Raw genomic sequence first — 22,310 nt, forward strand, 5'->3', positions numbered from 1 at the left:
CTCTCGCTGACCGCCGTCTGACGGCGACCCGGAGCAGAAGCACCGCTTCTGGTCCTCGGGACCTTGGGAGCGGCCTCTGCCACCACCTCCCGGGCCGACGCAGGAGCGGACGCCTCCTTCTTCGCCTTCGCCGGCGCCAACCGGCCCGCGCCCTGCCGGGGTGCGGAGCCGCGCGCGGCCGCCGAGGGAGAGCGACGGCGACGATTCGACGCCGGCGGGGTTCCGGGCCCGCCGGCGTCGCGCGCATCCACCGCATCCGGCGCCTGGCTGCCTTCGGCTCGCCGCTGGGAAGCCGCCTCGAGACCCGGCACATCATCAACCGAGGCCGCCGCCCCGATCCGCCGGCTCGGCGAAGAACCACGAGACCTACCAGCCGGCACATCATCAGCCGAAGCCACCGCACCAACCCCGCGGCCCGACGAAGAAGCCCGAGACCTACCAGCCGGCACATCATCAACCGAAGCCGCCACACCAACCCGGCCACCCGACGAAGAGCCCCGAGACCTACCAGCCGGCACATCATCAACCGAGGCCGCCGCACCAACCCGGCGGCTCGGGGAAGAAGCCCGAGACCTACCAGCCGGCACACCATCAGCCGAAGCCACCGCACCAACCCGGCCACCCGGCGAAGAACCCCGAGACCTACCAGCCGGGACGTCGTCGGACGGGGGCGCCGCACCAACCCGGCGGCTCGGGGAAGAAGCCCGAGACCTACCAGCCGGCACATCATCAGCCGAAGCCACCGCACCAACCCGGCCACCCGACGAAGAGCCCCGAGACCTACCAGCCGGCACATCATCAACCGAGGCCGCCGCACCAACCCGGCGGCTCGGGGAAGAAGCCCGAGACCTACCAGCCGGCACATCATCAGCCGAAGCCGCCGCACCAACCCGGCCACCCGGCGAAGCCGACCGGGCCGCGTCACCCTCGGCCGCAGACGCACCGGTCCGCGAGCGCGGCGTCCGCCGGGGCGGGCCATCATCCGGAGATGGCGGGGAAGAGGATTCGAATCCAGCTGCTGGTCCCCGCCGACCCATTTAGTCCCTCCGGGTTCTCCCACGCCCTCGACCGCCGTCCGAGGTGGGACGGCGGCGGTCCCGGCCCGCGGGCCGGGGGTGTGTCGGCACGACGCGCTCCCGGATGACTTCCACGACGGTCGTCGGCGGGTCGACCAGGCCGACCCCGCAGTGCCGGACGACCGGCGTGGCACCACCCAGTCGACCGATCTCGGTCTGGTGTTCCGCGATCTCGTCGGAGGCCGACGCGCCCTTCAGGGCGAGCAGCCGTCCGCCGGGTGCGGTGAGGGGGAGACACCAGCCGGCTAGTCGGTCGAGCGGCGCGACCGCCCGTGCGGTGACCACGTCGGCGGGGACAAGGGTGTCCCGCACCTCCTCCGCCCGGCCACGGACGACCGAGACAGCGTCGTCGAGGCCCAGCTGAGTCACCACTTCCGCCAGGAAGGCAGTCCGTCGTGCCAGTGGCTCGACCAGGACCATGGTGAGATCCGGACGCGCCACCGCAAGCACGATACCGGGCAAACCCGCCCCAGACCCCACGTCAACCACCGAAGCGCCGGACGGGATCAATTCGGACATCACGGCGCAGTTGAGCAGGTGGCGGTCCCAGATCCGCGGGGCCTCGCGCGGGCCGATCAGGCCACGGACCACACCCTCCGTCGCCAGCAGCGACGCATAGGACTCAGCCAGCGGCAGCCGCGCCCCGAACACCGAGGCGGCCGCGGCAGGCGGCGGGGGCAGATCACTCACCGAAACGACACTCCAGACACGATTCGGCCCGGACGGCAACCAAACCGCCCGGGCCGAACAAGCAGAAAGAAACCCTCAGCCCGCCGGGCGTACGACGATCCGGCGGTGCGGCTCGACGCCCTCGGACTCGCTCTCCACACCGGCCAGCGCGTTGACCACGTCGTGCACGCACTTGCGCTCGAACGCCGACATCGGCTCGAGGCGCACGGCCTCGCCGTACTCCTTGACCTTCTCGACCGCGTTCTTGGCCACCGCGGCGAGCTCCTTGCGCCGGTTGGCGCGATAGCCGCCCACGTCGAGCAGCAGGCGGCTCGGGGAGCCGGTCTCGCGGAAGACGGCCAGCCGGGTCAGCTCCTGCAGCGCCTCCAGCGTGGCGCCTCGCTGGCCGACGAGCGGCTGCAGCCGGCCACCGACGACCTCCACCACCGGCCGCCCACCGGACACCAGCTCGTCGATGTCCCCGTCGTAGTCGAGGATGTCGAGCAAGCCCTCGACGTAGTCCGCGGCGATCTCGCTCTGCCGGAACAGGTCGTTGTCGCTGGTCTCCTTCGCCTCGGCGCCATCCGCCTCCGCGGCCTCTCCGTCCGCGTCGCCGTCGGCCTCGCCGTCGGCGTCCGCAGAGCCATCCGCCTCGTCAACGTCGTCAGCGGCCTCGTCCGCACGCGCCGCGGCCTCGTCGTTCTCCTCGTCGAACGGCTCGTCGGTGCGGGGGATGCTGGTGTCGGTCACGGTTCATCTCCGTATGTCTCTCGCCGGACCCCCGGGGTCCGCTGGTCAGCCCGGCCAGGAGCCGGGCACGTCTGTCGTCGCGAGGCGCGGCCGGCGGAGGAGACGCCGGCCGCCGCGCTCATTTGCGCTTCGCCGGGCGGCGGCCGCCGGCCTTCTTCGGGTTGACCGGTTTCGCGCCGGGCTTGGGCGCGAGCGCCTTGCCGTCGACGGTGGGTTTCGCTTCGGGCTGCTTGCCGTTCGACTTCGCGCCCTGGCGGGCCGAACCGGCGCGGGCCGAGCCACCCGCCGCGCCCTTGCCGACGGCCTTCGGGGCGGCGCCCGGCGTGGGGGCGGCGGCCGACTTGGCGGCGTCGGTGAGGCGGCTGAGCAGTCCACCGGACTTCTGCTGCGCCTGGGACTCGCGCGCGGCCGCGGCGGCCCGCGCCTTCTCGCCGGCCTCCGAGTAGCGGTTGACCGTGCCGGCCGTGCTGATCGCCGGCGGCGGGAACTTGCGCAGAACCCACTGCTGCTGCCCAAGGGTGAACAGGTTGTTCGTGACCCAGTAGATGATCACGCCGATCGGGAAGATCGCGCCGGAGATGAGCAGCGACGCCGGGATGCCGTACAGCATGATGCGTTGGAGCATCCGCTGCTGCGGGTCCTCGGCCCACCCGGTCTTGAGGATCATCTGGCGGCTGGTCAGGTAGGTGGTCAAGATCATGATGACGACCAGGATTGCCGCAATGATCTTGACAGTCACGACGCTCGCGGACAGCGGGGCCAGCTCAGCGGCGCTCGAGCCGAACCGGCCGGAGATCGGCGCGGTGAACAGGGTCGCGTGCGACGCGCTGTCGAACTGCGCGGCCGTCCAGCCGTAGAGCTCCTTGGCCTGGTTGTTCGGGTTGAGCCGTTTCAGCACGTGGAACAGGCCGAGGAAGACCGGAATCTGCAGGAACATGGGCAGACAGCCCATGAGGGGGTTGGCCTTCTCCGACCGGTACAGCTCCATGATCTCTTTCTGGAGCGTTTCCCGGTCACCCTTGTGTTTCTCCTGCAGCTCCTTGACCTTGGGTTGCAGGGCCTGCATCGCGCGTTGCGACTTGATCTGTTTGACGAAGATCGGGAACAGGATCACCCGGACCGTGACGACCAGGAAGAAGATGGCCAGGATCCAGGACCAGGTGGTGCCGAGCACCGGCCGGTCCGGCACGCCGATGGCATCCCACACCCCGTGCCAGCGCAGCAGGATCCACGAAATCGCGTAGTAGATCCAGTCGAGACTGATGTGCACCAAGGGCTCCCGTCACTCGGCCAGGGGGTCCGCCGTGCTGGCGGGGCGACGACGGCCCGGTTCCGGCACCGGGTCGTAGCCACCGGGGTGGAAGGGGTGGCAGCGCAGCAGCCGCCAGACCGCCAGGCCGGTTCCACGGATCGCGCCGTGCCGCGACACGGCCTCGAGGCCATAGGCGCTGCATGACGGATAGAACCGACAGCGGGCCGGCAGTGCCGGGCTTATCCACCGACGGTACGCGATGATGCAAAAAGCCAGCACGCGGGCGGGGATGGAGAGGCCCGGGGGTGTCGTGTTGCTGATGGTTTCGGGAGAACTCATGACCCCTCCCGTCTCTTGCGTGGGCCGCGGACGGCGGCGAGCGCCTTGTCGAGATCGACGCCGAGCCCTTGGTACGAGCGGTCGGCGGCGGCGGGCAGCGCCCGCACGACAAGTGTCGCTCCGGCCGGCAGTGTGCCGATGCGCTCCCGCGTCAGGTGACGCAGGCGACGCTTGACCTGGTTGCGGACCACGGCGCCACCGACGGCCTTGGACACGACGAAGCCGGCGCGCGCCGTTGGTGCGGCGGACGCCGGCTCGTCGAGGTCAGCTGGAGAGGGAAGGCTCAGGTGCACGACCACCGCGCCACGGCCGGCTCGACGGCCCGCACGGAACGCGGTGGTGAACTCGTCGCGGCGCCGGAGGCGCTGCGCGGCGGCCAGCATCGCTGCCCTACTTCCATCCCGGTGCCGGACTGAGGCGAAGGCTCAGGCCGACAGCTCCTTGCGGCCCTTGGCCCGGCGGGCGGAGAGGATCGCGCGGCCGGCGCGGGTGCGCATGCGCAGCCGGAAGCCGTGGGTCTTGGCACGCCGGCGGTTGTTCGGCTGGAAGGTGCGCTTGCTCACGTCAGGCTCTCCGTCGTCGGGCGGCCCTCGCGAAGGGGGCCGGGTTTCTGGTTCAGTGCGCGACGCGCCTCGGCGCGTCGGTCAGCGTGCTCAAGATGCGTTAGACGCCTAACGCAACTACGCAGCAAGCATCCGCCACCCTACCAGAGGGCGACGGAGCGGCCGCTCAAGCCTACGCACGCCGCCCAGCACCGTCAAACACCGGCAAACGGCGCGTCGTCGCAGGCCCGGGCGGGTACGCCGCGTCGTGCACCTGCCCCCTTTTGCGTATACCGAGAAGGCAGTTCTGTGGACAACGGTTGTAGGGGTGTGGACAACGCTGTTAGCGTGCCGGGTTGCTGGTCGGCGATCTGGGGGGCTCACGGCTGCCAAACGGGGCAAAACCGGGCGAGGTGGTCAATCGTTCGGCACGGTGTAGCCACACCGCTGCCGGATCGGCTGACTCCGGTTTCGTCAGTTCGTACAGGTACGGCGCCACGATCGGCCAGCACACAGGCTGTGGACAACTTGTGGACAGCGGTCAGGCCAGCCGCCCGTACGCGGGGGACTGTGCCAGGTGGCAGCGGGTCTGACCTGGCCCGCCGCGGCCGAGCACATGGAGCGAGGGGGGTGGCAACGGGGTGTCCGAGACGATCGATCTCGCCGGCGTCTGGCTGGCGGCGACCGACGAGCTCGCGGACGAGATCGTCTCCGCCCAGCAGCGTGCCTACCTCCGGCTGACCCGGCTCCGGGCGATCGTCGAGGACACCGCGCTGCTCTCCGTGCCGGACGCCTTCACCCGCGACGTCATCGAGTCCCGGCTGCGGCCCGCGATCACCGAGGCGCTGTCCCGGCGAATGGGCCGCGCGATCCAGGTCGCCGTCACGGTCCGCGCCCCCGAGGACGGCCAGGTGCGGCCCGCACCGACCGGCTTCCCGCCGGGGCCGGGGCCGGGGCCGGCGCCGGACGAGGGCGGCGGTTTCGCGTACCCGCCGCAGCAGCGGACCACCCCACCGGACACCGCGGGCCCGAGCGCCCCGGCCGAGCCGGCGGCCAAGCCGGGCCCGGCGACCACGCCGCCCGCTCCCCGCCAGCCCGGCACGCCGCCCCAGCCCTCTGTCCGACCGCCCGCTGTCCCACCGCCGCCCCCGGCACCCCAGGACAAGCAGGACCCGGTCACCGCGCTCAACGCACCGACCGCGCTGCACAGCGTCATCCAACCCCGGCCCAACCCCCCGGTGGAGGCGGCGCCCACCAGCCCGGCCGCTCCGAACGCCGGCAGCGCCAGTCGCCCGGCCGGCAGCGGCGCCGTCGGCAAGGCCCGCCCCCAGGTGCCCGCTGCCAACCCGACGCCCCGGGACGCCGAGCGCGACCGCCAGGACGCGCTGTTCAGCACCCCCTACCCGCCGGCCCCGCCCCAAGCCGTCCCCGGCTATTCGAGCGGCGGCACCACCTACGGGACGCCGTACCAACCGCGCGAGGAAGCGCGACCCATCGCCGACGAGCCGCCGACGCAGCCGTTGCGCCGCGAGGGCGGCGACAGTGGCCCCGGCCGTCGCGACGACCGCCGGACCGGCGGGGACGCCGGCGGCAACCGGCTCAACCCGAAATACATGTTCGAGACGTTCGTCATCGGCTCGTCCAACCGGTTCGCGCACGCCGCGTCGGTGGCGGTCGCCGAGTCGCCCGCGAAGGCGTACAACCCGCTGTTCATCTATGGCAGTTCCGGGTTGGGCAAGACGCACCTGCTGCACGCCATCGGCCACTACGCGACGACGCTGGGCAACGCGCGGTCGGTGCGCTACGTCTCGACCGAAGAGTTCACCAACGACTTCATCAACTCGCTGCGCGACGACAAGACGAGCGCGTTCCAGCGGCGCTACCGCGACGTCGACATCCTGCTGATCGACGACATCCAGTTCCTGGAGAACCGCGAGCGTACGCAGGAGGAGTTCTTCCACACCTTCAATACGCTGCACAACGCCAACAAGCAGATCGTCATCACGTCCGACCGGTCGCCGAAGCAGCTGGCCACATTGGAGGATCGGCTCCGCACCCGGTTCGAGTGGGGCCTGCTGGCCGACATCCAACCGCCCGACCTCGAGACGCGCATCGCGATCCTGCAGAAAAAGGCGGCACAGGAGCGGCTGTACGCGCCACCGGACGTGCTGGAGTTCATCGCCTCCCGGATCGCCAACTCGATCCGTGAGCTCGAGGGCGCGCTGATCCGGGTGACCGCGTTCGCGTCGCTGACCCGTTCGCCGGTGGAGCTCGCGATCGCCGAAGAGGTGCTCCGCGACTTCATCCCGGACGGCTCAGGCCCGGAGATCACCGCCGACCAGATCATGGTGTCGACCGCGGACTACTTCGGCGTCTCGCTCGAGGACCTGCGTGGCCACTCCCGCTCGCGGGTGCTCGTCAACGCCCGCCAGGTGGCCATGTATCTCTGTCGTGAGCTGACCGACCTCTCGCTGCCCCGGATCGGGCAGGCGTTCGGCGGCCGCGACCACACCACGGTGATGCACGCCGACCGGAAGATCCGCCAGCAGATGGCGGAACGGCGCTCGCTCTACAACCAGATCGCCGAACTCACCAACAGGATCAAACAGACCTCCTGAGTGCACGCGGTTATGCACAGGTAAAACAGTCTGTTCACAGGCGGGCGTCGATCCACAGGTCGGCGCCCTTTTCCACATCCCATCCACAGCTGTGCACCCAGCCATGTCCACAGGACGGGAAATCATTGCTGTCCGCGTTTCCAGTATTGTCCGGATTAGGTTGTTTACTACGATCAGTCTGGATCAGCCTGCGTCCCCAGAGTTGTCCCCAGGTAAGGAGTGGTTATCCGCAGAACACACAGGTGACTCGCGTTCATCCACAGTTCCCACATCGAATCCACAGCCGCTGTCCACCGTCGTGGACAGCGCTTCGGTCGTGCTCGTCGATGTCCACACAGGCTGTGGACGAGGGCTGGGGACAGAGCTGTGGACGTCGGGTCATGCATCCACAGCGGTGCACACCATGTGCGGAGTGTGTTGAAGGTTCTGGGGATACACCGAAGATGATCTCCGGGGGCCTGGGGAGAAACGGTGGGTAAACCCCGTGGACAACCGGTGGACAACTCGGCGTCGCTGTGTGCGAAGGATCGGCTGTGGATCGGCGGCCGAGTTACGCGCAGGTTCCTCCACACGTTCGCCACCGGTGGATAACGTGTCTGAGCAGCGGAAACGCGGGTTCTCCACAGTTCGCACAGCACCGATGAAGACGACTAGATATCTCTTTAGAGAGAAGAAAACCAATCATCACGTCTGGGGATTTGTGCATGCGGCTGGAACCTCGCCAGAAACCTCGGGGTCGGGCGCACGTCAGAGCAGGCCCCGCCTTAAGGTTCGTGTGGCACCTTGTATCCGCAGCGGCCACGTCCGAAACGACCGGAGGCATCGCATGAAGTTCCGTGTGGAGCGCGACGCGCTCGCCGACGCCGTCGCCTGGACGGCCAAGAGCCTGCCGAGCCGTCCCTCCGTGCCAGTGCTCGCCGGAGTGATGCTGCGGGTCTCCGACGGCCGGCTGGAGGTCTCCGGCTTCGACTACGAGGTCTCCAGTCAGGTGACCGTCGAGATTCAAGGTGACGCCGACGGCGCCGCGCTCGTCTCGGGCCGCCTGCTCGCCGAGATCACCAAGGCGCTGCCGGGCAAGCCGGTCGACATCGCGGCCGTCGGCGCCCACCTCGAGCTCGTCTGCGGCAGCGCCCGGTTCACCCTGCCGACCATGCCGGTCGAGGACTACCCGAGCCTGCCGGCGATGCCGGCCAGCGCCGGGACGATCGACGCCGCGGTCTTCGCCACCGCCGTCGCCCAGGTCGCCATCGCCGCCGGGCGCGACGAGACGCTGCCGATGATGACCGGTGTGCGGGTCGAGCTGTCCGGCAGCAACATCGCCCTGCTGGCCACCGACCGCTACCGGTTGGCCATGCGCGAGCTGGAATGGCGTCCCGAGGACCCGGAGATCAGCCTCAACGCGCTCGTGCCGGCCCGCACCCTCAACGACACCGCCAAGACGCTGGGCCCGCTCGGTGGCGAGGTCACGATGGCCCTCGCACACGGCGGCGCCGGCGAGGGGATGATCGGTTTCGCGGCCGGCACCCGGCGCACCACCAGCCGGCTGCTCGACGGCGCCAACTACCCGCCGGTGCGGTCCCTCTTCCCGGCGAGCCACAACGCCGAGGCCCGTGTGTCGGTGCCGGCCCTCGTCGAGGTCGTCCGCCGCGTCGCCCTGGTCGCCGAGCGCACGACGCCGGTGCTGCTCAGCTTCGGCCCCGACGGGCTGGTCGTCGAGGCCGGCGGCAGCGAGGAGGCGCGGGCGAGCGAGGCGATGGAGGCCACCTTCACGGGGGAGCCGCTGACCATCGGCTTCAACCCGCAATACCTCATCGACGGTCTGCAGAACCTGCTCGCGCCGACGGCCGTCCTCTCCTTCGTCGACGCGTACAAGCCTGCCGTGATCTCGCCTGCCGGCGACGACGGCGAGATCGTTCCCGGATATCGCTACCTGATCATGCCGATCCGGGTAACCCGCTGATCCTGCGGGTAGGGCAGGGGCAACAAGCACGTCAACGGGAGGGGAACCCGCTATGCAGCTGGGGCTCATCGGCCTGGGCCGGATGGGCGGCAACATGCGCGAACGTCTGCGCGCCGCCGGTCACGAGGTCGTCGGATTCGACCACAAGCCAGAGATCTCCGACGCGACGACCATGGCCGAGCTGGCCGAGAAGCTCGCCGCGCCCCGCGCGGTCTGGGTGATGGTCCCCGCCGGTGTCACCGACAGCACGATCGACGAACTGGCCACCCATCTCAGCCCCGGTGACTTGATCATCGACGGCGGCAACTCCCGGTTCAGCAACGACGCACCCCGGGCCGAGCGGCTCGACGGGCAAGGCATCGGCTACGTCGACGTCGGCGTCTCCGGCGGCATCTGGGGCCGGGAGAACGGCTACGCGCTGATGGCCGGCGGCTCCGAGGACCACATCCAGCGGCTCATGCCGATCTTCGAGGCGCTCAAGCCCGCTGGCGAGTTCGGTTTCGTGCACGCCGGGCCGGTCGGCGCGGGGCACTACGCCAAGATGGTCCACAACGGCATCGAATACGGGCTGATGCACGCCTACGCCGAGGGCTACGAGCTGCTCGGCGCCTCCGAGCTGGTGACCAACGTGCCCGGTGTCATCAAGTCGTGGCGCGAGGGCTCCGTCGTCAAGTCCTGGCTGCTCGACCTGCTCGACCGCGCGCTCGACGAGGACCCCGGCCTCAAGGGCATCAAGGGCTACGCCGACGACACCGGCGAGGGCCGCTGGACGGTCGAGGAGGCGATCCGGCTGGCGGTGCCGATGCACGTCATCGCGGCGTCGCTGTTCGCCCGCTTCGAGTCGCGGGAAGACGACCCGCCGGCGATGAAGGCGGTGGCCGCGCTGCGCAACCAGTTCGGCGGGCACCCCATCCACAAGAGCTGATCGGTGCACGTCCAGCGGTTGGAGCTGGTCGACTTCCGCTCGTACGAACGAGTGGCGGTCGACCTGCCCGCTGGGGCGAGCGTGCTGGTCGGTCCCAACGGGGTCGGCAAGACCAACCTGCTGGAAGCGCTGGGCTACGTGGCGACCCTGGACAGTCACCGGGTCGCCACCGACGCCCCACTGGTGCGGGCCGGCGCGGCCGCGGCGGTGATCCGCTGCCTGGTCGTCCACGATGGACGCGAGCTGCAGGTCGAGCTCGAGATCGTGCCGGGCAAGGCCAACCGGGCGCGGTTGGGCCGGTCACCGGTCCGCCGCGCCCGCGACGTGCTCGGCGCGTTGCGCATGGTGCTGTTCGCGCCGGAAGACCTGGAGCTGGTCCGCGGCGATCCCGCCGAGCGCCGGCGCTACCTCGACGACCTGCTGGTCGCCCGGCAGCCGCGATACGCCGGCGTGCGCGCCGACTACGACCGGGTCGTCAAGCAACGCAACGCCCTGCTGCGCACCGCCTACCTGGCCCGCAAGACCGGCGGCACCCGCGGCGGCGACCTGTCCACACTGGATGTCTGGGACGCGCACCTCGCCCGGCACGGCGCCGAGCTGCTGGCCGGGCGCCTCGAGCTGGTCAGCGCGCTGGGCCCGTTCGTGTCCAAGGCCTACGACGCGGTGGCGGCGGGCCGCGGCGCCGCGGGCATCGCCTATCGGTCCGGCGTGTCCGGCGCGGGCCGGACCGAGCTCGAACAGGCCCTGCTGGCGGCGTTGGTCGAGGGACGGTCGTCCGAAGTGGAGCGTGGCGTTACGCTGACCGGCCCGCACCGCGACGACCTGACGCTGACGCTGGGCGAGCTGCCGGCCAAGGGCTACGCGAGCCATGGCGAGTCGTGGTCCTACGCGCTGGCGCTGCGGCTGGCGGCCTACGACCTGCTGCGGGCCGACGGCATCGAGCCGGTGCTGGCCCTCGACGACGTGTTCGCGGAGCTCGACGCCGGCCGGCGCGACCGGTTGGCCGAGCTCGTCGGCGGCGCCAGCCAGTTGCTGGTCACCTGCGCGGTGGCAGAGGATGTCCCGGCCGCCTTGCGCGGCGCCCGCTACGAGGTCGCCGAAGGGACGGTTCGCCGTGTCGACTGACCAACCGTCCACAGGAGACGGCTCCGAAGGCCGGCTCACAGGACGCGGCTCCCGACGGCGCGCGCGGAGGCCTGACGGCGGCGAAGCCCGAGCGGACGGACCGCGCGGCGCGGCAGGGTCCGGCGGCGGCGAAGCCCGAGCGGATCGACCGGGAAGCGCGGCAGGGGCGGATGGACCGCGCGGCGCGGCAGGGCCGAATGGACCGGGCGGCGCAGCAGGGCCGAATGGGCCAGGGGGCACGGTAGGGTCCGACGCCACCGGCGGATCCGGCGAAGGGCTGGCTGGTCCGGAGCTGGCCCGCGCGGCATTGGACGCGGCATTGGCCAAGCGGGGCGCGGCCGCACAGAGACGCCGCCCGGCGGTCGGCTCCGGTGGCGGCGGCCAGGGCCGCCGCTTGCGCGGCTATTCCGGCCCCGGCCCGGACCCGCGCGACCCCCAGCTCTTCGGCGACGTGCTGCAGCGCCTCGTCAAGGCCCGCGGCTGGCAGAAGCCGGCCGCCGAGGCCACGGTCTTCGGCGCCTGGGAGAAGGTGGTCGGTCCCGACATCGCCGCCCACTGCCGCCCCATCAAGCTCGCCGACGGCGAGCTCACCGTTGAGGCCGAGTCGACGGCCTGGGCCACCCAGCTCCGCCTGCTCGCCGCCAACCTGCTCAAGCGCATCGCCGGCGAGGTCGGCCACAACGTCGTCAAGAAGCTGCACATCCACGGCCCGGCCGCCCCGTCCTGGAACCGCGGCCCGCGCCGCGTCCAGGGCCGTGGCCCCCGCGACACCTACGGCTGATCGGTCGTCAGGGCTGGGCCTCGGTCCGCCCCCAGGACGGGGTGGCCCGTCCTCCGCCGGCGTTCCGGCACTGCCGCCACCGGGCGCACGACGTGCTCGGGGTGTGCGCCGCGGACCCGGCAGGGCCGCGGCGGCGCAGCCGGCCGTGGCCCGGTGCGCGCGGGAGCGAGCGGTCCGCACCACCGCGGACGCGCGCAGATCAGTAGTCGGCGTAGACGGCGAAGCCGCGGTCGGCGCAGCGGCGGTAGAAGCGGGACAGGACCGCGAGCTCGCTGCGGGCGAAGCTCCACTGCGGCGCGTCGCCCGACTCGTCGCGCAGGGAGTCGAGCCGGCCCTCCAGCCACCGCAGCTGCTGGTCGGCCAGCCGGCCGCCCGACAGCGCCGTCCGCAGCACGTCGCCCACCGAGTCGAAGGTGACCGACTCGCCGTGCGGTCGATGGCCGTCGACGAACCGTTCCAGCCCGCCGGCGATCCACGCGCACCCGTCCGGGTCGATCACCGGGTCCTCGTCCTCCGCGGCGGCCTCTGTGGCGTAAAGCACACCTGCGAGGCCGAGCAGCAGGTCGACGAGCTCGGTGTAGGCGGTGGCGCGGACCGTGCCGGTCTTGGCGATGTGGCCGGCCAGGGCCGCGGTGGGCGCGGCCACGTCGGGGTCGTCCGCCAGGTCGGCGAAGTCGACGAACTCGGCCGGAGCGACCGGGTCGTAGAAACGCCCGGTGCGCGGCCACTGGACGGCGACGTTGTCCAGCCCCATCGGGCCACCCTTTCTGCGCTGAGCAGCATCCCGACACCGGCTAGGTGGGGGCGTGAGCGTATCCCACGGCGGCGTGCTCGCCCCGATCGGATCGCGCCGCAGAAACTACGGCACGGTGACCGGTTCGCGCGACCCCCGGATGGGCACCATTGGAGTGCGGATCATGGCCCTCAAATCCGATTTGCCGGGATCACTGCTCCCGGTGGCCACACCGGCCACCGAAGGCGCCTCATGATCTGAAGTGAAAACGGGCCGGCACGCGGCTGGCTCGCGCGGAAGGGCCTTTCGTGTGGGGGGAGTCGCGGATACGGAGGATCGCGCCGCTGTGGCGCTTCTAGCGCCGTTTTAGGGGTGCGCCGGATGGGTGTTCGGGCCTCCCGCCCGGTAAGATTGGTAGCAGACGAAGGACGACGCGCGGACGACCGCATCGGGTCCTCCCCGACCCGGGGCCGCCCGCGTGTCATGTCCAGCCGATCGTGACCGCGGGAGGGCGCGGCGAACGGCGCGCCCAGACCCCGGTCGCGCCGGTCGTTGGTGGCCGTCCCGCCATACCCGCGCACCAGCGTCGGTCAGCCGACGCTGGGGCGGCGCGAGAAAGTGGCCAAGGTGGCAACGCAGAAAAAGCAGGAGTACGGCGCCGAATCGATCCAGGTGCTCGAGGGCCTCGAAGCCGTCCGAAAGCGCCCTGGCATGTACATCGGCTCGACCGGCGAGCGCGGCCTGCATCACCTGGTCTGGGAGGTCGTCGACAACGCGGTCGACGAGGCCCTGGCCGGCTACTGCGACACGATCGACGTCGTGCTGCTCGCCGACGGTGGCGTGCGGGTCGTCGACAACGGCCGTGGTTTCCCCGTCGACCTCCACCCGAAGCTGAAGAAGCCGGGTGTCGAGGTCGCGCTGACCGTCCTGCACGCCGGCGGCAAGTTCGACGGCAAGGCCTACGCCGTCTCCGGCGGTCTGCACGGCGTCGGCGTCTCCGTGGTCAACGCCCTGTCCACCCGGATGGAGGTCGTGATCCACAAGTCCGGCCACGTCTGGCGGCAGTCCTACACCAACTCCAAGCCGTCGCCGCTGGAGAAGGGCGAGACCACCAACAAGACCGGCTCCTCGGTCTCCTTCTGGCCCGACGCCAAGATTTTCGAGACCACCGAGTTCGCCTTCGAGACGATCTACCGGCGGCTCCAGGAATATGCGTTCCTCAACCGCGGCCTGACCATCCACTTCCGGGACGAGCGCCCGAGCAGCGAAGAGGACGGCAAGGCCCGCGAGGTGACCTTCCTCTACAAGGGCGGCATCGCGGACTTCGTGCGGCACCTCAACAACACCAAGTCGCCGATCCACAAGTCGGTCGTCGAGTTCGGTGGCGAGGAGGAGGGCATGGCGGTCGAGATCGCCATGCAGTGGAACGAGTCCTACGGCGAGTCGGTCTACACGTTCGCCAACACGATCAACACGCACGAGGGCGGCACCCACGAGGAGGGCTTCCGCGCGGCGCTGACCGGTGTGGTCAACAAGTACGGCGCCGAGAAGAAGATCCTCAAGGGCGACGAGAAGCTGACCGGTGAGGACATCCGGGAAGGGCTCGCGGCGATCGTCTCGGTCAAGCTGGCCAACCCGCAGTTCGAGGGCCAGACCAAGACCAAGCTGGGCAACACCCCCGTCAAGAGCTTCGTGCAGCGGGTCTGCAACGAGTGGCTCAACGACTGGCTCGAGCGCAACCCCAGCGAGGCCAAGACCATCATCACCAAGGCGACCCAGGCGTCCCGCGCCCGGATCGCCGCGCAGCAGGCCCGCAAGCTGGCCCGCCGCAAGTCGCTCCTGGAGTCGGGCTCGATGCCGGGCAAGCTGGCCGACTGCCAGTCGACCGACCCGCGCGAGTCCGAGGTGTTCATCGTCGAGGGCGACTCGGCCGGCGGCTCGGCCAAGCAGGGCCGCGACCCGCGCGTCCAGGCGATCCTGCCGATCCGCGGCAAGATCCTCAACGTCGAGAAGGCCCGCATCGACCGGGTGCTGAAGAACAATGAGGTCCAGGCGCTGATCACGGCGCTGGGCACCGGCATCCACGACGACTTCGACATCGAGAAGCTGCGTTACCACAAGATCGTGCTGATGGCCGACGCCGACGTCGACGGCCAGCACATCCAGACGCTGCTGCTCACCCTGCTGTTCCGGTTCATGCGCCCGCTGGTCGAGCTCGGCCACGTCTACCTGGCGTCGCCGCCGCTCTACAAGATCAAGTGGAACAAGAAGGGCGACGACGCGCAGTACGCGTACTCGGACCGCGAGCGCGACGGGCTGATCCGGCTCCGCCAGGAGACCAAGCCCAACGCCAAGCCGGACGACATCCAGCGGTTCAAGGGTCTGGGCGAGATGAACTACCCGGAGCTGTGGGAGACCACGATGAACCCGGCGACCCGCACCCTGCGCCAGGTGACGCTCGACGACGCGGCCACGGCCGACGAGCTGTTCAGCGTGCTGATGGGCGAAGACGTCGAGGCCCGGCGCTCGTTCATCCAGCGCAACGCCAAGGATGTGCGGTTCCTCGACATCTGACGCAACGTTCCGGGGGTCGGCGTGCGTCTTGCATGTCGGCCCCGGACGTGAGTGAGCGCTGAAGTTATCCACAGACAGGTCGGTTTCCACAGCCGTTATCCACAGGATGAAAACGGCATTTAGGGCGAAAAAGGATTAATTGTGACGGATAACCCCGAGGCCTACGAGGGCGAGGAGCTCGAAGCCGCGGCCGCCGCGGTCGGCAGCCGCGACCGGGTCGAGCCGGTCGGGCTCGAGGTCGAGATGCAGCGCTCCTACCTCGACTACGCGATGAGCGTGATCGTCGGGCGCGCGCTGCCGGACGTCCGTGACGGCCTCAAGCCGGTTCACCGCAAGATCCTTTACGCGATGTACGACTCGGGCTACCGGCCCGACCGTGGCTACGTGAAGTGCTCCCGGGTCGTCGGCGACGTGATGGGTCAGTTCCACCCGCACGGCGACTCCGCGATCTACGACGCCCTGGTCCGGATGGCGCAGACCTGGTCGCTGCGCTACCCGCTGGTCGACGGCAACGGCAACTTCGGCTCGCCGGGCAACGACCCCGCCGCGGCCATGCGATACACCGAGTGCAAGCTCGACCCGCTGGCCATGGAGATGCTCCGGGACATCGACGAGGACACCGTCGACTTCCAGGACAACTACGACGGCCGGGCCAAGGAGCCGGTGATCCTCCCGTCGCGGATCCCGAACCTGCTGGTCAACGGCGCTGAGGGCATCGCGGTCGGCATGGCCACCAAGATCCCGCCGCACAACCTGCGCGAGATCGCCGACGCGGTCAAGTGGTGCCTCGACAACCCGGACGCCGACGAGCCGACCACGTTGGAAGCACTGCTCGGCATCGTCAAGGGCCCCGACTTCCCGACGTACGGCCTCATCGTGGGCACGCAGGCCATCCAGGACGCGTACCGCACGGGTCGTGGCTCGATCCGCATGCGCGCGGTGGTCGAGGTCGAGGAGGACAAGAAGGGTCGCGCCTGCCTCGTCGTCAGCGAGCTGCCCTATCAGGTCAACCCCGACAACCTGGCCGAGCGGATCGCCGAGCTGATCCGCGAGGGCAAGATCGCCGGCATCGCCGACATCCGGGACGAGTCCTCGGGCCGCACCGGTATGCGGATCGTGATCGTGCTCCGCCGCGACGCGGTCGCCAAGGTCGTGCTGAACAACCTCTACAAGCACACCCAGCTGCAGGAGACGTTCGGCGCCAACATGCTGGCGCTGGTCGACGGCGTGCCGCGCACGCTCAACCTCGCGCAGTTCATCCGCTACTACGTCGAACACCAGATCGACGTCATCCAGCGGCGCACCGCCTATCGCCTGCGCAAGGCCGAGGAGCGCGCGCACATCCTGCGCGGCCTGGTCAAGGCGCTGGACGCGCTCGACGAGGTCATCGCCCTGATCCGGCGCTCGCCGACCGTCGAGGACGCCCGCGGCGGCCTGCGCGACCTGCTCGACATCGACGACATCCAGGCGACCGCGATCCTCGACATGCAGCTGCGCCGCCTGGCTGCCCTCGAGCGGCAGAAGATCATCGACGAGTTGGCGAAGATCGAGATCGACATCGCCGACCTGCGCGACATCCTCGCCAAGCCGGAGCGCCAGCGGAAGATCATCTCTGACGAGCTCAGCGAGATCGTGGCCAAGTGGGGCGACGACCGCCGCACCAAGATCGTCCCGTTCGACGGCGAGGTCTCCATGGAGGACCTCATCGCGCGCGAGGACGTGGTCGTCACCATCACCCGCACCGGGTACGCGAAGCGCACCAAGGTCGACCTCTACCGCTCGCAGCGGCGGGGCGGCAAGGGCGTCAGCGGAGCCGGGCTGCGGCAGGACGACATCGTCAGCCACTTCTTCGTGTGCTCCACACACGACTGGATCCTGTTCTTCACCAACAAGGGCCGGGTCTACCGGGCCAAGGCGTACGAGCTGCCCGAAGCCAGTCGCACCGCCCGCGGCCAGCACGTGGCCAACCTGCTGGCCTTCCAGCCGGACGAGCACATCGCACAGGTGATCGAGATCGCCAACTACGGCGTGGCGCCCTACCTGGTGCTCGCCACTCGTGGGGGCCTGGTCAAGAAGACCAAGCTGGAGGAGTTCGACTCCAACCGGTCGGGCGGCATCATCGCGATCAACCTGCGCGACGAGGACGAGCTGGTCGGCGCCGGGCTCGCGGGTCCCGACGACGATCTGCTGCTGGTCTCCAAGATGGCGCAGGCGATCCGGTTCAACGCGACCGACGACGCTCTGCGCCCGATGGGCCGCGCCACCTCGGGCGTGATCGGCATGCGGTTCACCGGGGCCGACGAGCTGCTGGCCATGGAGGTCGTCCGCGAGGGCATGGACGAGCTGGACGTGCTGGTGGCGACCAACGGCGGCTACGCGAAGCGCACGCCGATCGGTGAATATCCGGTGCAGGGGCGCGGCGGCAAGGGTGTGCTGACCGCTAAGCTCACCGAGCGTCGGGGTGGTCTCGTCGGGGCGGTGGTGATCAGTCCTGACGACGAGCTGTTTGCTATAACCAGCAACGGTGGTGTTATCCGGACTCCGGTGAAGCCTGTACGCCGAACGCGCGATCGGAACACAATGGGGGTCAAGCTCATGGACCTTCCGGACGGCGTAACCATCGTGGCCATCGCTCGCAATGCCGACGAGCCCGACGAACAGGACTAGTTGATGACGGAGACACAGGCGAAGTCGGGGACTGCGGGGGCCTCGACGACCCCGGTCGAAGGCGAGTCCGCCGAAGGCGGCGCCGCGACCGGCCGCGCGGCGGTTGGCCGAGCGGCAGTCCCCGCGGACGCACCGTCGCCCAAGTTCACCCGGGCCCCGGGCATGGCACCGCCCCCGGACAAGCCCTCCGACAGCGACGGCAAGCCCGAGGCACCGGCCGCCGCCGGCGCCAAGTCCTCGCCCGGCGCGCCGCCCACGATCACGCGTCCGGGTGCGTCGGCCCGGCCGGCCGAGGCGCCTGGTCGGCCCACCGAGGCGACGGCCACGATGACCCGTCCGGGTGCCGCTCCCGGCCCGGCGCCGGCCGGTGGCCCCGGCCAGGCCGCTTCCGGCCAGGCGTCCGCGGTGGGCGCCGCCCGGGTGACCGAGGCGGTCCGCACGGCCCGTTCGACGGTCGCCGGTGGCGCCGCGCGCGGCCCCCGGCGGGCCCGGCTCAACGTCAAGCGGATCGACCCGTGGTCGGTGTTCAAGTTCTCGTTCGCCGTCTCCCTGGTGCTCTTCATCGTCGTCATCGTGGCGACGTCGGTGCTCTACCTGGCGCTCGACGCGATGGGCGTCTTCGAGAAGGTCAACACCAGCCTGGGTGACCTGATCAGCGCCAGTGGCGGCAACGAGGGCAGCACCTTCAAGATCACGGCCAAGGGCGTGATCGGCACGTCGGCGCTGATCGGCGTCGTCAACGTCGTGCTCTTCACCGCGCTGGCCACCCTCGGCGCGTTCATCTACAACGTCTGCGCCGACCTGGTCGGCGGCGTCGAGCTGACCCTCGCCGAGCGCGACTGACGTTCTCCTTCGTGGTGATACCGGTGTGGCGCCCAGCGCCATGCCGGTATCCAAGTTGGGGGAAGCGGAGCGGGTACGGTAACCTTGCCCGGTCGCACGGGGCTATAGCTCAGTCGGTTAGAGCGCAGAGCTGATAACTCTGAGGTCGCTGGTTCGATTCCAGCTAGCCCCACTTCAGACGGTCCGGAAGCCTTGAGAGCGCGAGGGGTCGACCCCAGATGTTGAAGAAGCTCCTGATCATCGTCGGTGTCGTGGGCGTCGCCGCCCTGGTGGCCAAGAAGGTCAAGGAGTCCAGCGACGAGCGGGCTCTCTGGCACGAGGCGACCACCGCTCCCGACCTCCGATAATCCCAACCGGCGGCTCCACCCGCCGTCGGGGCCGTAGCTCAACTGGCAGAGCACTGCCTTTGCAAGGCAGGGGTTAGGGGTTCAAGTCCCCTCGGCTCCACCACATCGAAGCCGAAGAGACGAGCGTGGCTCGGCGAAGCCCTCGGTACGCTGCGGCCGTGAGTTATGACCTCATGTTCCTCCGCCGGCAGCCCGGGCAGGGATGGGAAGAGGCGCTGGAAGCCGCCGAGGACTATCAGGACTTCGGCGCCGGGCCGGACGACGAGATCTGGCAGCGGGTGCTCAACCGCGCGAAGCTGCTGCTCGGTGAGGTGTCGACCTGGCTGACCGACGACGCCGGCGAGATCATCCATGAGCGCACCGGGATCCAACTCACCCTCTATGCGGACTCCGCCGAGATGAGCGTCCCCTACGGCGACACCGGCGACGCCGCCACCGCTGTGCTGCGGACGATGTTCCTGCTCGGCCAGGTGGTCGAGGAGGAGACCGGGCTGGAGGGCTTCGACCCGCAGGTCGACATGCCGATCCGCGAAGCCGCCGCCAACCTCGACCTGGGCGCGGCCTCGTTCGAGATGGTCGCCCGCATGCTGAGCCGGCCCGGCGGCGCTACGGCGTCGTGACGTTCCAGCGCTTCGCGAGCTGACGGCGGCCCTCGTCGGTGATGCGCAGCGCCCGATGGCCCGGTGCGCGCCGCACGAACCAACCCTCGGCCAGAGCGTGGCCGCACACCGCGGCGCCCAGCGCGCCGGCGAGGTGTGGGCGGCGTTCGGTGAAGTCCAGGCAGGAGCGGGCGAACGCGCGCCGCGACGCCCGCGCGGCGGACACGTCGACGCCCGCGTCGGCCAGTGCCTCCGCGCCGGCCGGCGTCAGTGTGAACCCGTCACCGCCGGCGACCAGGATCGACTCGGCCACGAACGCGTCGACCAGGGCGACCGCGATGATCCCGGCGAGGTGGTCGTAGCAGGTGCGGGCCAGGGTCATCGCCTCGTCCGTGCGTGACTGGCGCAGCGAGCGGATCGGCCGGGGCGGGCTGATCGCGCCCAACGCCTCCAGGGCGTGCGCGACGTCGGGCGACGCGAGCCGGAAGTAGCGGTGCCGGCCGCTGTGGGTGACCTCGACCAGGCCCCCGTCGACCAGTTGGGCGAGGTGGCCGCTGGCCGTCGAGGCCCGTACGCCGCCGGCGCGGGCCAGCTCGCCGGCCGCCAGCGCCTGCCCGGACAGCAGCGCGTCGAGCATCGCGGCCCGGGCCGGCTCGGCGATGAGCCGGGCGGCGGCGGCCAGGTCGACGTCGGTGGTCATCGCTCCACGGTAGGCCTGGGACAGTTCGGCGCCGACCGAAGCGTCCCGCACCTAGCGTCAGGCCCATGATCACTGAGCTGATTCCCACCGCCGTCGGCGAGGTGCTGGACCGGGCCGCCGGCTGGCTGGGCTGGGACGGACGCCCGGTCAGCCGCGACGGCAACGCCTGGACGCCGCACAAGGCGATGCGCCGCGTCGCCGACCACCTGCTCGACCACCTCGCCGAGATCGACTGCCGGCTGGCCGGGCTGCCGACGATCCCCGACGAGTGGCACGGCCGGCGGGTGACCACGCACGCCGACTTCGCGCCGTTCACCGAGGTCGACCTCGACGAGGCCCGGAGCCGGCTGACCCGGCTGGCCGCCTGCTACCGCGCCCGGCTCGAACGGCTCGACCCCGAGACCCTGGACCACGAGCCCGCGGACGGCGCGTGGTCGATCCGCAAGGTGGTCGAGCACGTCGCGAACGTCACCTACTACGCCCGGATGCTCGACCCGGCCTGAGGGGCGCCGCCCGACGAACCACGCCTGTGCCCTCGGGCCGGATCGTCCGTTCGGGTGGCGCTAGTCGCTCGGTGCCTCGGACGGGCCCGAACCGGGCGGGTCGGGCGTCGGGGTGGGCGCGGTCGACGGCTCGTCCGGCGTCGGCTCGGCGGGCGTGGATGTCGCCGGCTGGGTCGTGCGCGGCGTCGGCGAGGGCGACCGGCTCGGCGACCGCGAGGGCCGCGGCGACTCGCTCTCCCGTGGAGTCGGCGAGGTCGAGTGGCTCGGAGGCGGGTCCTTCTCCTGCTGCCTCGACGTGTCCGGGCGCGACTCGCCCCGAGCGACCTGGGGCTCGGGACGCAGCAGCAGGTAGCCGGCGAACGCGAGCAGGAACACCAGCGCCAGCACGATCGTGGAGAGGCGGACCTTGCCCAGGTGGCGGCTCATGAGGCGGCCATCGGCTCGGCGGTGTCGACCGCGGCGGCGACGCGTACGCCCTCGTGCTGGAAGGCGATCGCCACCCGCGACCGCAGCTCACGCCCCACGTCGAACTGCTTCCCCGGCAGCGTGCGGGCCACGATCCTCAGGTGCACCGAGTCGACCTCGAGGCTCTGCACGCCGAGCACCGTCGGCGCGTCGAGCAGCAGGCCGCCCAGGTTCGGGTCCTCGACGGCCGCGGCCGTGACCTCCTGGAGGATCTCCCGGGCCCGGGTCAGGTCGACGCTGACCGGCACCGGCACGTCGATCACCGCCCGCGCCCAGTCGCGCGACATGTTGATGACCTGCACGATCTGGCCGTTGGGCACGATCACCACCTCGCCCTGCAGCGTACGCAGGCGGGTGATCCGCAGGGTGACCTCTTCGACCGTGCCGGTCACGCCGCCCTCGGAGCCCAGCGTGCCGATGCGGATGGTGTCGCCGAAGCCGTACTGCCGCTCGAAGATGATGAACGTGCCGGCCAGGATGTCCTGAACGATGCGCTGCGCGCCGAAGCCGAGCGCCACACCGAGCACCGCCGCGGGCGCCACCAGGCCGGTGACCGGGATGCCGAGCTGCTGGATGACGAGCACGGCCGCGATCGAGTAGATCAGCACGATGACCACCCAGGTCAGCCCCTGGGTGACGACGTGGCGGTGCTTGGCGCCCTCGTCGGCGATCTGGTCGGCGCTGGTCGGCTTGGCGTCGATCCGCCGGTAGATGCGACCGCTGACCCACCGCGTCAGCCGCGACAGCAGGATCGCGCCGGTGACGAACAGGACGATCAAGAGACCGCTGCTGCGGAGCCAGTCGGTCAGATCGTCCACCGGAGCCATCGCCACCACCATGGC

21 protein-coding genes, 2 tRNA genes and 1 pseudogene are annotated in these 22,310 nt (G+C 70.5%); 14 read left to right on the top strand and 10 right to left on the bottom strand.

The window, feature by feature from the left end:
- Window positions 1-1,037: 1,037 nt before the first annotated feature.
- From rsmG to rpmH, 6 genes are all read right to left on the bottom strand, one after another.
- Window positions 1,038-1,766, bottom strand: a complete 729-nt coding sequence (gene rsmG / locus O7635_RS09915) for a 16S rRNA (guanine(527)-N(7))-methyltransferase RsmG (protein ID WP_278080123.1) — start codon at window positions 1,764-1,766, stop codon at window positions 1,038-1,040.
- A gap of 75 nt (window positions 1,767-1,841) precedes the next feature.
- Window positions 1,842-2,495 (bottom strand): R3H domain-containing nucleic acid-binding protein, encoded by a 654-nt coding sequence (locus O7635_RS09920; protein WP_278080124.1) that lies wholly within the window; start codon window positions 2,493-2,495, stop codon window positions 1,842-1,844.
- A 118-nt stretch (window positions 2,496-2,613) separates the two neighbouring features.
- Complete coding sequence (yidC, locus tag O7635_RS09925) at window positions 2,614-3,759, bottom strand: membrane protein insertase YidC (protein WP_278085426.1); 1,146 nt, start codon at window positions 3,757-3,759, stop codon at window positions 2,614-2,616.
- An 18-nt stretch (window positions 3,760-3,777) separates the two neighbouring features.
- Window positions 3,778-4,086 carry a membrane protein insertion efficiency factor YidD gene (gene yidD / locus O7635_RS09930; protein WP_278080125.1) on the bottom strand — a complete coding sequence of 103 codons (309 nt, stop codon included), beginning with the start codon at window positions 4,084-4,086 and terminating at the stop codon, window positions 3,778-3,780.
- Window positions 4,083-4,469, bottom strand: coding sequence for a ribonuclease P protein component (gene rnpA, locus O7635_RS09935; protein ID WP_278080126.1), 387 nt, complete (start codon window positions 4,467-4,469; stop codon window positions 4,083-4,085). The genes yidD and rnpA overlap by 4 nt, the downstream gene beginning before the upstream one ends.
- A gap of 42 nt (window positions 4,470-4,511) precedes the next feature.
- Entirely contained in the window at window positions 4,512-4,649 is a 138-nt protein-coding gene (gene rpmH, locus O7635_RS09940) for a 50S ribosomal protein L34 (RefSeq protein WP_203702036.1), read from the bottom strand.
- 620 nt (window positions 4,650-5,269) lie between these two features.
- Between rpmH and dnaA the strand changes: the two genes are divergently transcribed.
- The 5 genes and pseudogenes from dnaA to O7635_RS09965 form a co-directional block, all read left to right on the top strand.
- Complete coding sequence (gene dnaA, locus O7635_RS09945; RefSeq protein ID WP_278080127.1) at window positions 5,270-7,246, top strand: chromosomal replication initiator protein DnaA; 1,977 nt, start codon at window positions 5,270-5,272, stop codon at window positions 7,244-7,246.
- Between the two features lie 826 nt (window positions 7,247-8,072).
- Window positions 8,073-9,206: a DNA polymerase III subunit beta gene (dnaN, locus tag O7635_RS09950; RefSeq protein ID WP_278080128.1), complete on the top strand. Its 1,134-nt coding sequence runs from the start codon at window positions 8,073-8,075 to the stop codon at window positions 9,204-9,206.
- A 52-nt stretch (window positions 9,207-9,258) separates the two neighbouring features.
- Window positions 9,259-10,131, top strand: coding sequence for a phosphogluconate dehydrogenase (NAD(+)-dependent, decarboxylating) (gene gnd, locus O7635_RS09955; RefSeq protein WP_278080129.1), 873 nt, complete (start codon window positions 9,259-9,261; stop codon window positions 10,129-10,131).
- Window positions 10,132-10,134: 3 nt separating this feature from the next.
- Window positions 10,135-11,256: a DNA replication/repair protein RecF gene (gene recF, locus O7635_RS09960; RefSeq protein WP_278080130.1), complete on the top strand. Its 1,122-nt coding sequence runs from the start codon at window positions 10,135-10,137 to the stop codon at window positions 11,254-11,256.
- 274 nt (window positions 11,257-11,530) lie between these two features.
- Window positions 11,531-12,037, top strand: a pseudogene (locus O7635_RS09965) (DciA family protein); the annotation flags it as partial.
- Window positions 12,038-12,236: 199 nt separating this feature from the next.
- Here O7635_RS09965 and O7635_RS09970 read toward each other — a convergent pair.
- Window positions 12,237-12,791, bottom strand: coding sequence for a hypothetical protein (locus O7635_RS09970; RefSeq protein WP_278080132.1), 555 nt, complete (start codon window positions 12,789-12,791; stop codon window positions 12,237-12,239).
- A gap of 52 nt (window positions 12,792-12,843) precedes the next feature.
- Here O7635_RS09970 and O7635_RS09975 point away from each other — a divergent pair, with 52 nt between their 5' ends.
- The 8 genes from O7635_RS09975 to O7635_RS10010 all read left to right on the top strand — a co-directional run bounded on the left by O7635_RS09975 (window position 12,844) and on the right by O7635_RS10010 (window position 19,821).
- Entirely contained in the window at window positions 12,844-13,026 is a 183-nt protein-coding gene (locus O7635_RS09975) for a hypothetical protein (RefSeq protein ID WP_278080133.1), read from the top strand.
- Between the two features lie 371 nt (window positions 13,027-13,397).
- Window positions 13,398-15,344, top strand: a complete 1,947-nt coding sequence (gene gyrB, locus O7635_RS09980; RefSeq protein WP_278080134.1) for a DNA topoisomerase (ATP-hydrolyzing) subunit B — start codon at window positions 13,398-13,400, stop codon at window positions 15,342-15,344.
- Window positions 15,345-15,485: 141 nt separating this feature from the next.
- Window positions 15,486-18,011, top strand: coding sequence for a DNA gyrase subunit A (gene gyrA, locus O7635_RS09985; RefSeq protein WP_278080135.1), 2,526 nt, complete (start codon window positions 15,486-15,488; stop codon window positions 18,009-18,011).
- A gap of 3 nt (window positions 18,012-18,014) precedes the next feature.
- Window positions 18,015-18,854 carry a DUF3566 domain-containing protein gene (locus O7635_RS09990; protein WP_278080136.1) on the top strand — a complete coding sequence of 280 codons (840 nt, stop codon included), beginning with the start codon at window positions 18,015-18,017 and terminating at the stop codon, window positions 18,852-18,854.
- Between the two features lie 98 nt (window positions 18,855-18,952).
- A tRNA-Ile gene (locus tag O7635_RS09995) sits at window positions 18,953-19,026 on the top strand.
- A gap of 46 nt (window positions 19,027-19,072) precedes the next feature.
- Window positions 19,073-19,201 (top strand): DLW-39 family protein, encoded by a 129-nt coding sequence (locus O7635_RS10000; protein WP_278080137.1) that lies wholly within the window; start codon window positions 19,073-19,075, stop codon window positions 19,199-19,201.
- Between the two features lie 27 nt (window positions 19,202-19,228).
- Window positions 19,229-19,304: transfer RNA gene (locus tag O7635_RS10005), tRNA-Ala, on the top strand.
- A 55-nt stretch (window positions 19,305-19,359) separates the two neighbouring features.
- Window positions 19,360-19,821: a hypothetical protein gene (locus O7635_RS10010; RefSeq protein ID WP_278080138.1), complete on the top strand. Its 462-nt coding sequence runs from the start codon at window positions 19,360-19,362 to the stop codon at window positions 19,819-19,821.
- Here O7635_RS10010 and O7635_RS10015 read toward each other — a convergent pair.
- Window positions 19,808-20,500, bottom strand: coding sequence for a helix-turn-helix transcriptional regulator (locus O7635_RS10015; protein ID WP_278080139.1), 693 nt, complete (start codon window positions 20,498-20,500; stop codon window positions 19,808-19,810). The genes O7635_RS10010 and O7635_RS10015 overlap by 14 nt on opposite strands.
- Window positions 20,501-20,565: 65 nt before the next feature.
- Between O7635_RS10015 and O7635_RS10020 the strand changes: the two genes are divergently transcribed.
- Window positions 20,566-21,003, top strand: a complete 438-nt coding sequence (locus O7635_RS10020; RefSeq protein ID WP_278080140.1) for a DinB family protein — start codon at window positions 20,566-20,568, stop codon at window positions 21,001-21,003.
- A gap of 60 nt (window positions 21,004-21,063) precedes the next feature.
- Here O7635_RS10020 and O7635_RS10025 read toward each other — a convergent pair whose 3' ends face one another.
- Window positions 21,064-21,429, bottom strand: coding sequence for a hypothetical protein (locus O7635_RS10025; protein ID WP_278080141.1), 366 nt, complete (start codon window positions 21,427-21,429; stop codon window positions 21,064-21,066).
- Complete coding sequence (locus tag O7635_RS10030) at window positions 21,426-22,295, bottom strand: mechanosensitive ion channel family protein (protein ID WP_278080142.1); 870 nt, start codon at window positions 22,293-22,295, stop codon at window positions 21,426-21,428. Before O7635_RS10030 ends, O7635_RS10025 begins: the two co-directional genes overlap by 4 nt.
- Window positions 22,296-22,310: the final 15 nt, after the last annotated feature.

The sequence above is a fragment of the Asanoa sp. WMMD1127 genome, assembly GCF_029626225.1.
Taxonomy (GTDB): Bacteria; Actinomycetota; Actinomycetes; order Mycobacteriales; family Micromonosporaceae; genus Asanoa.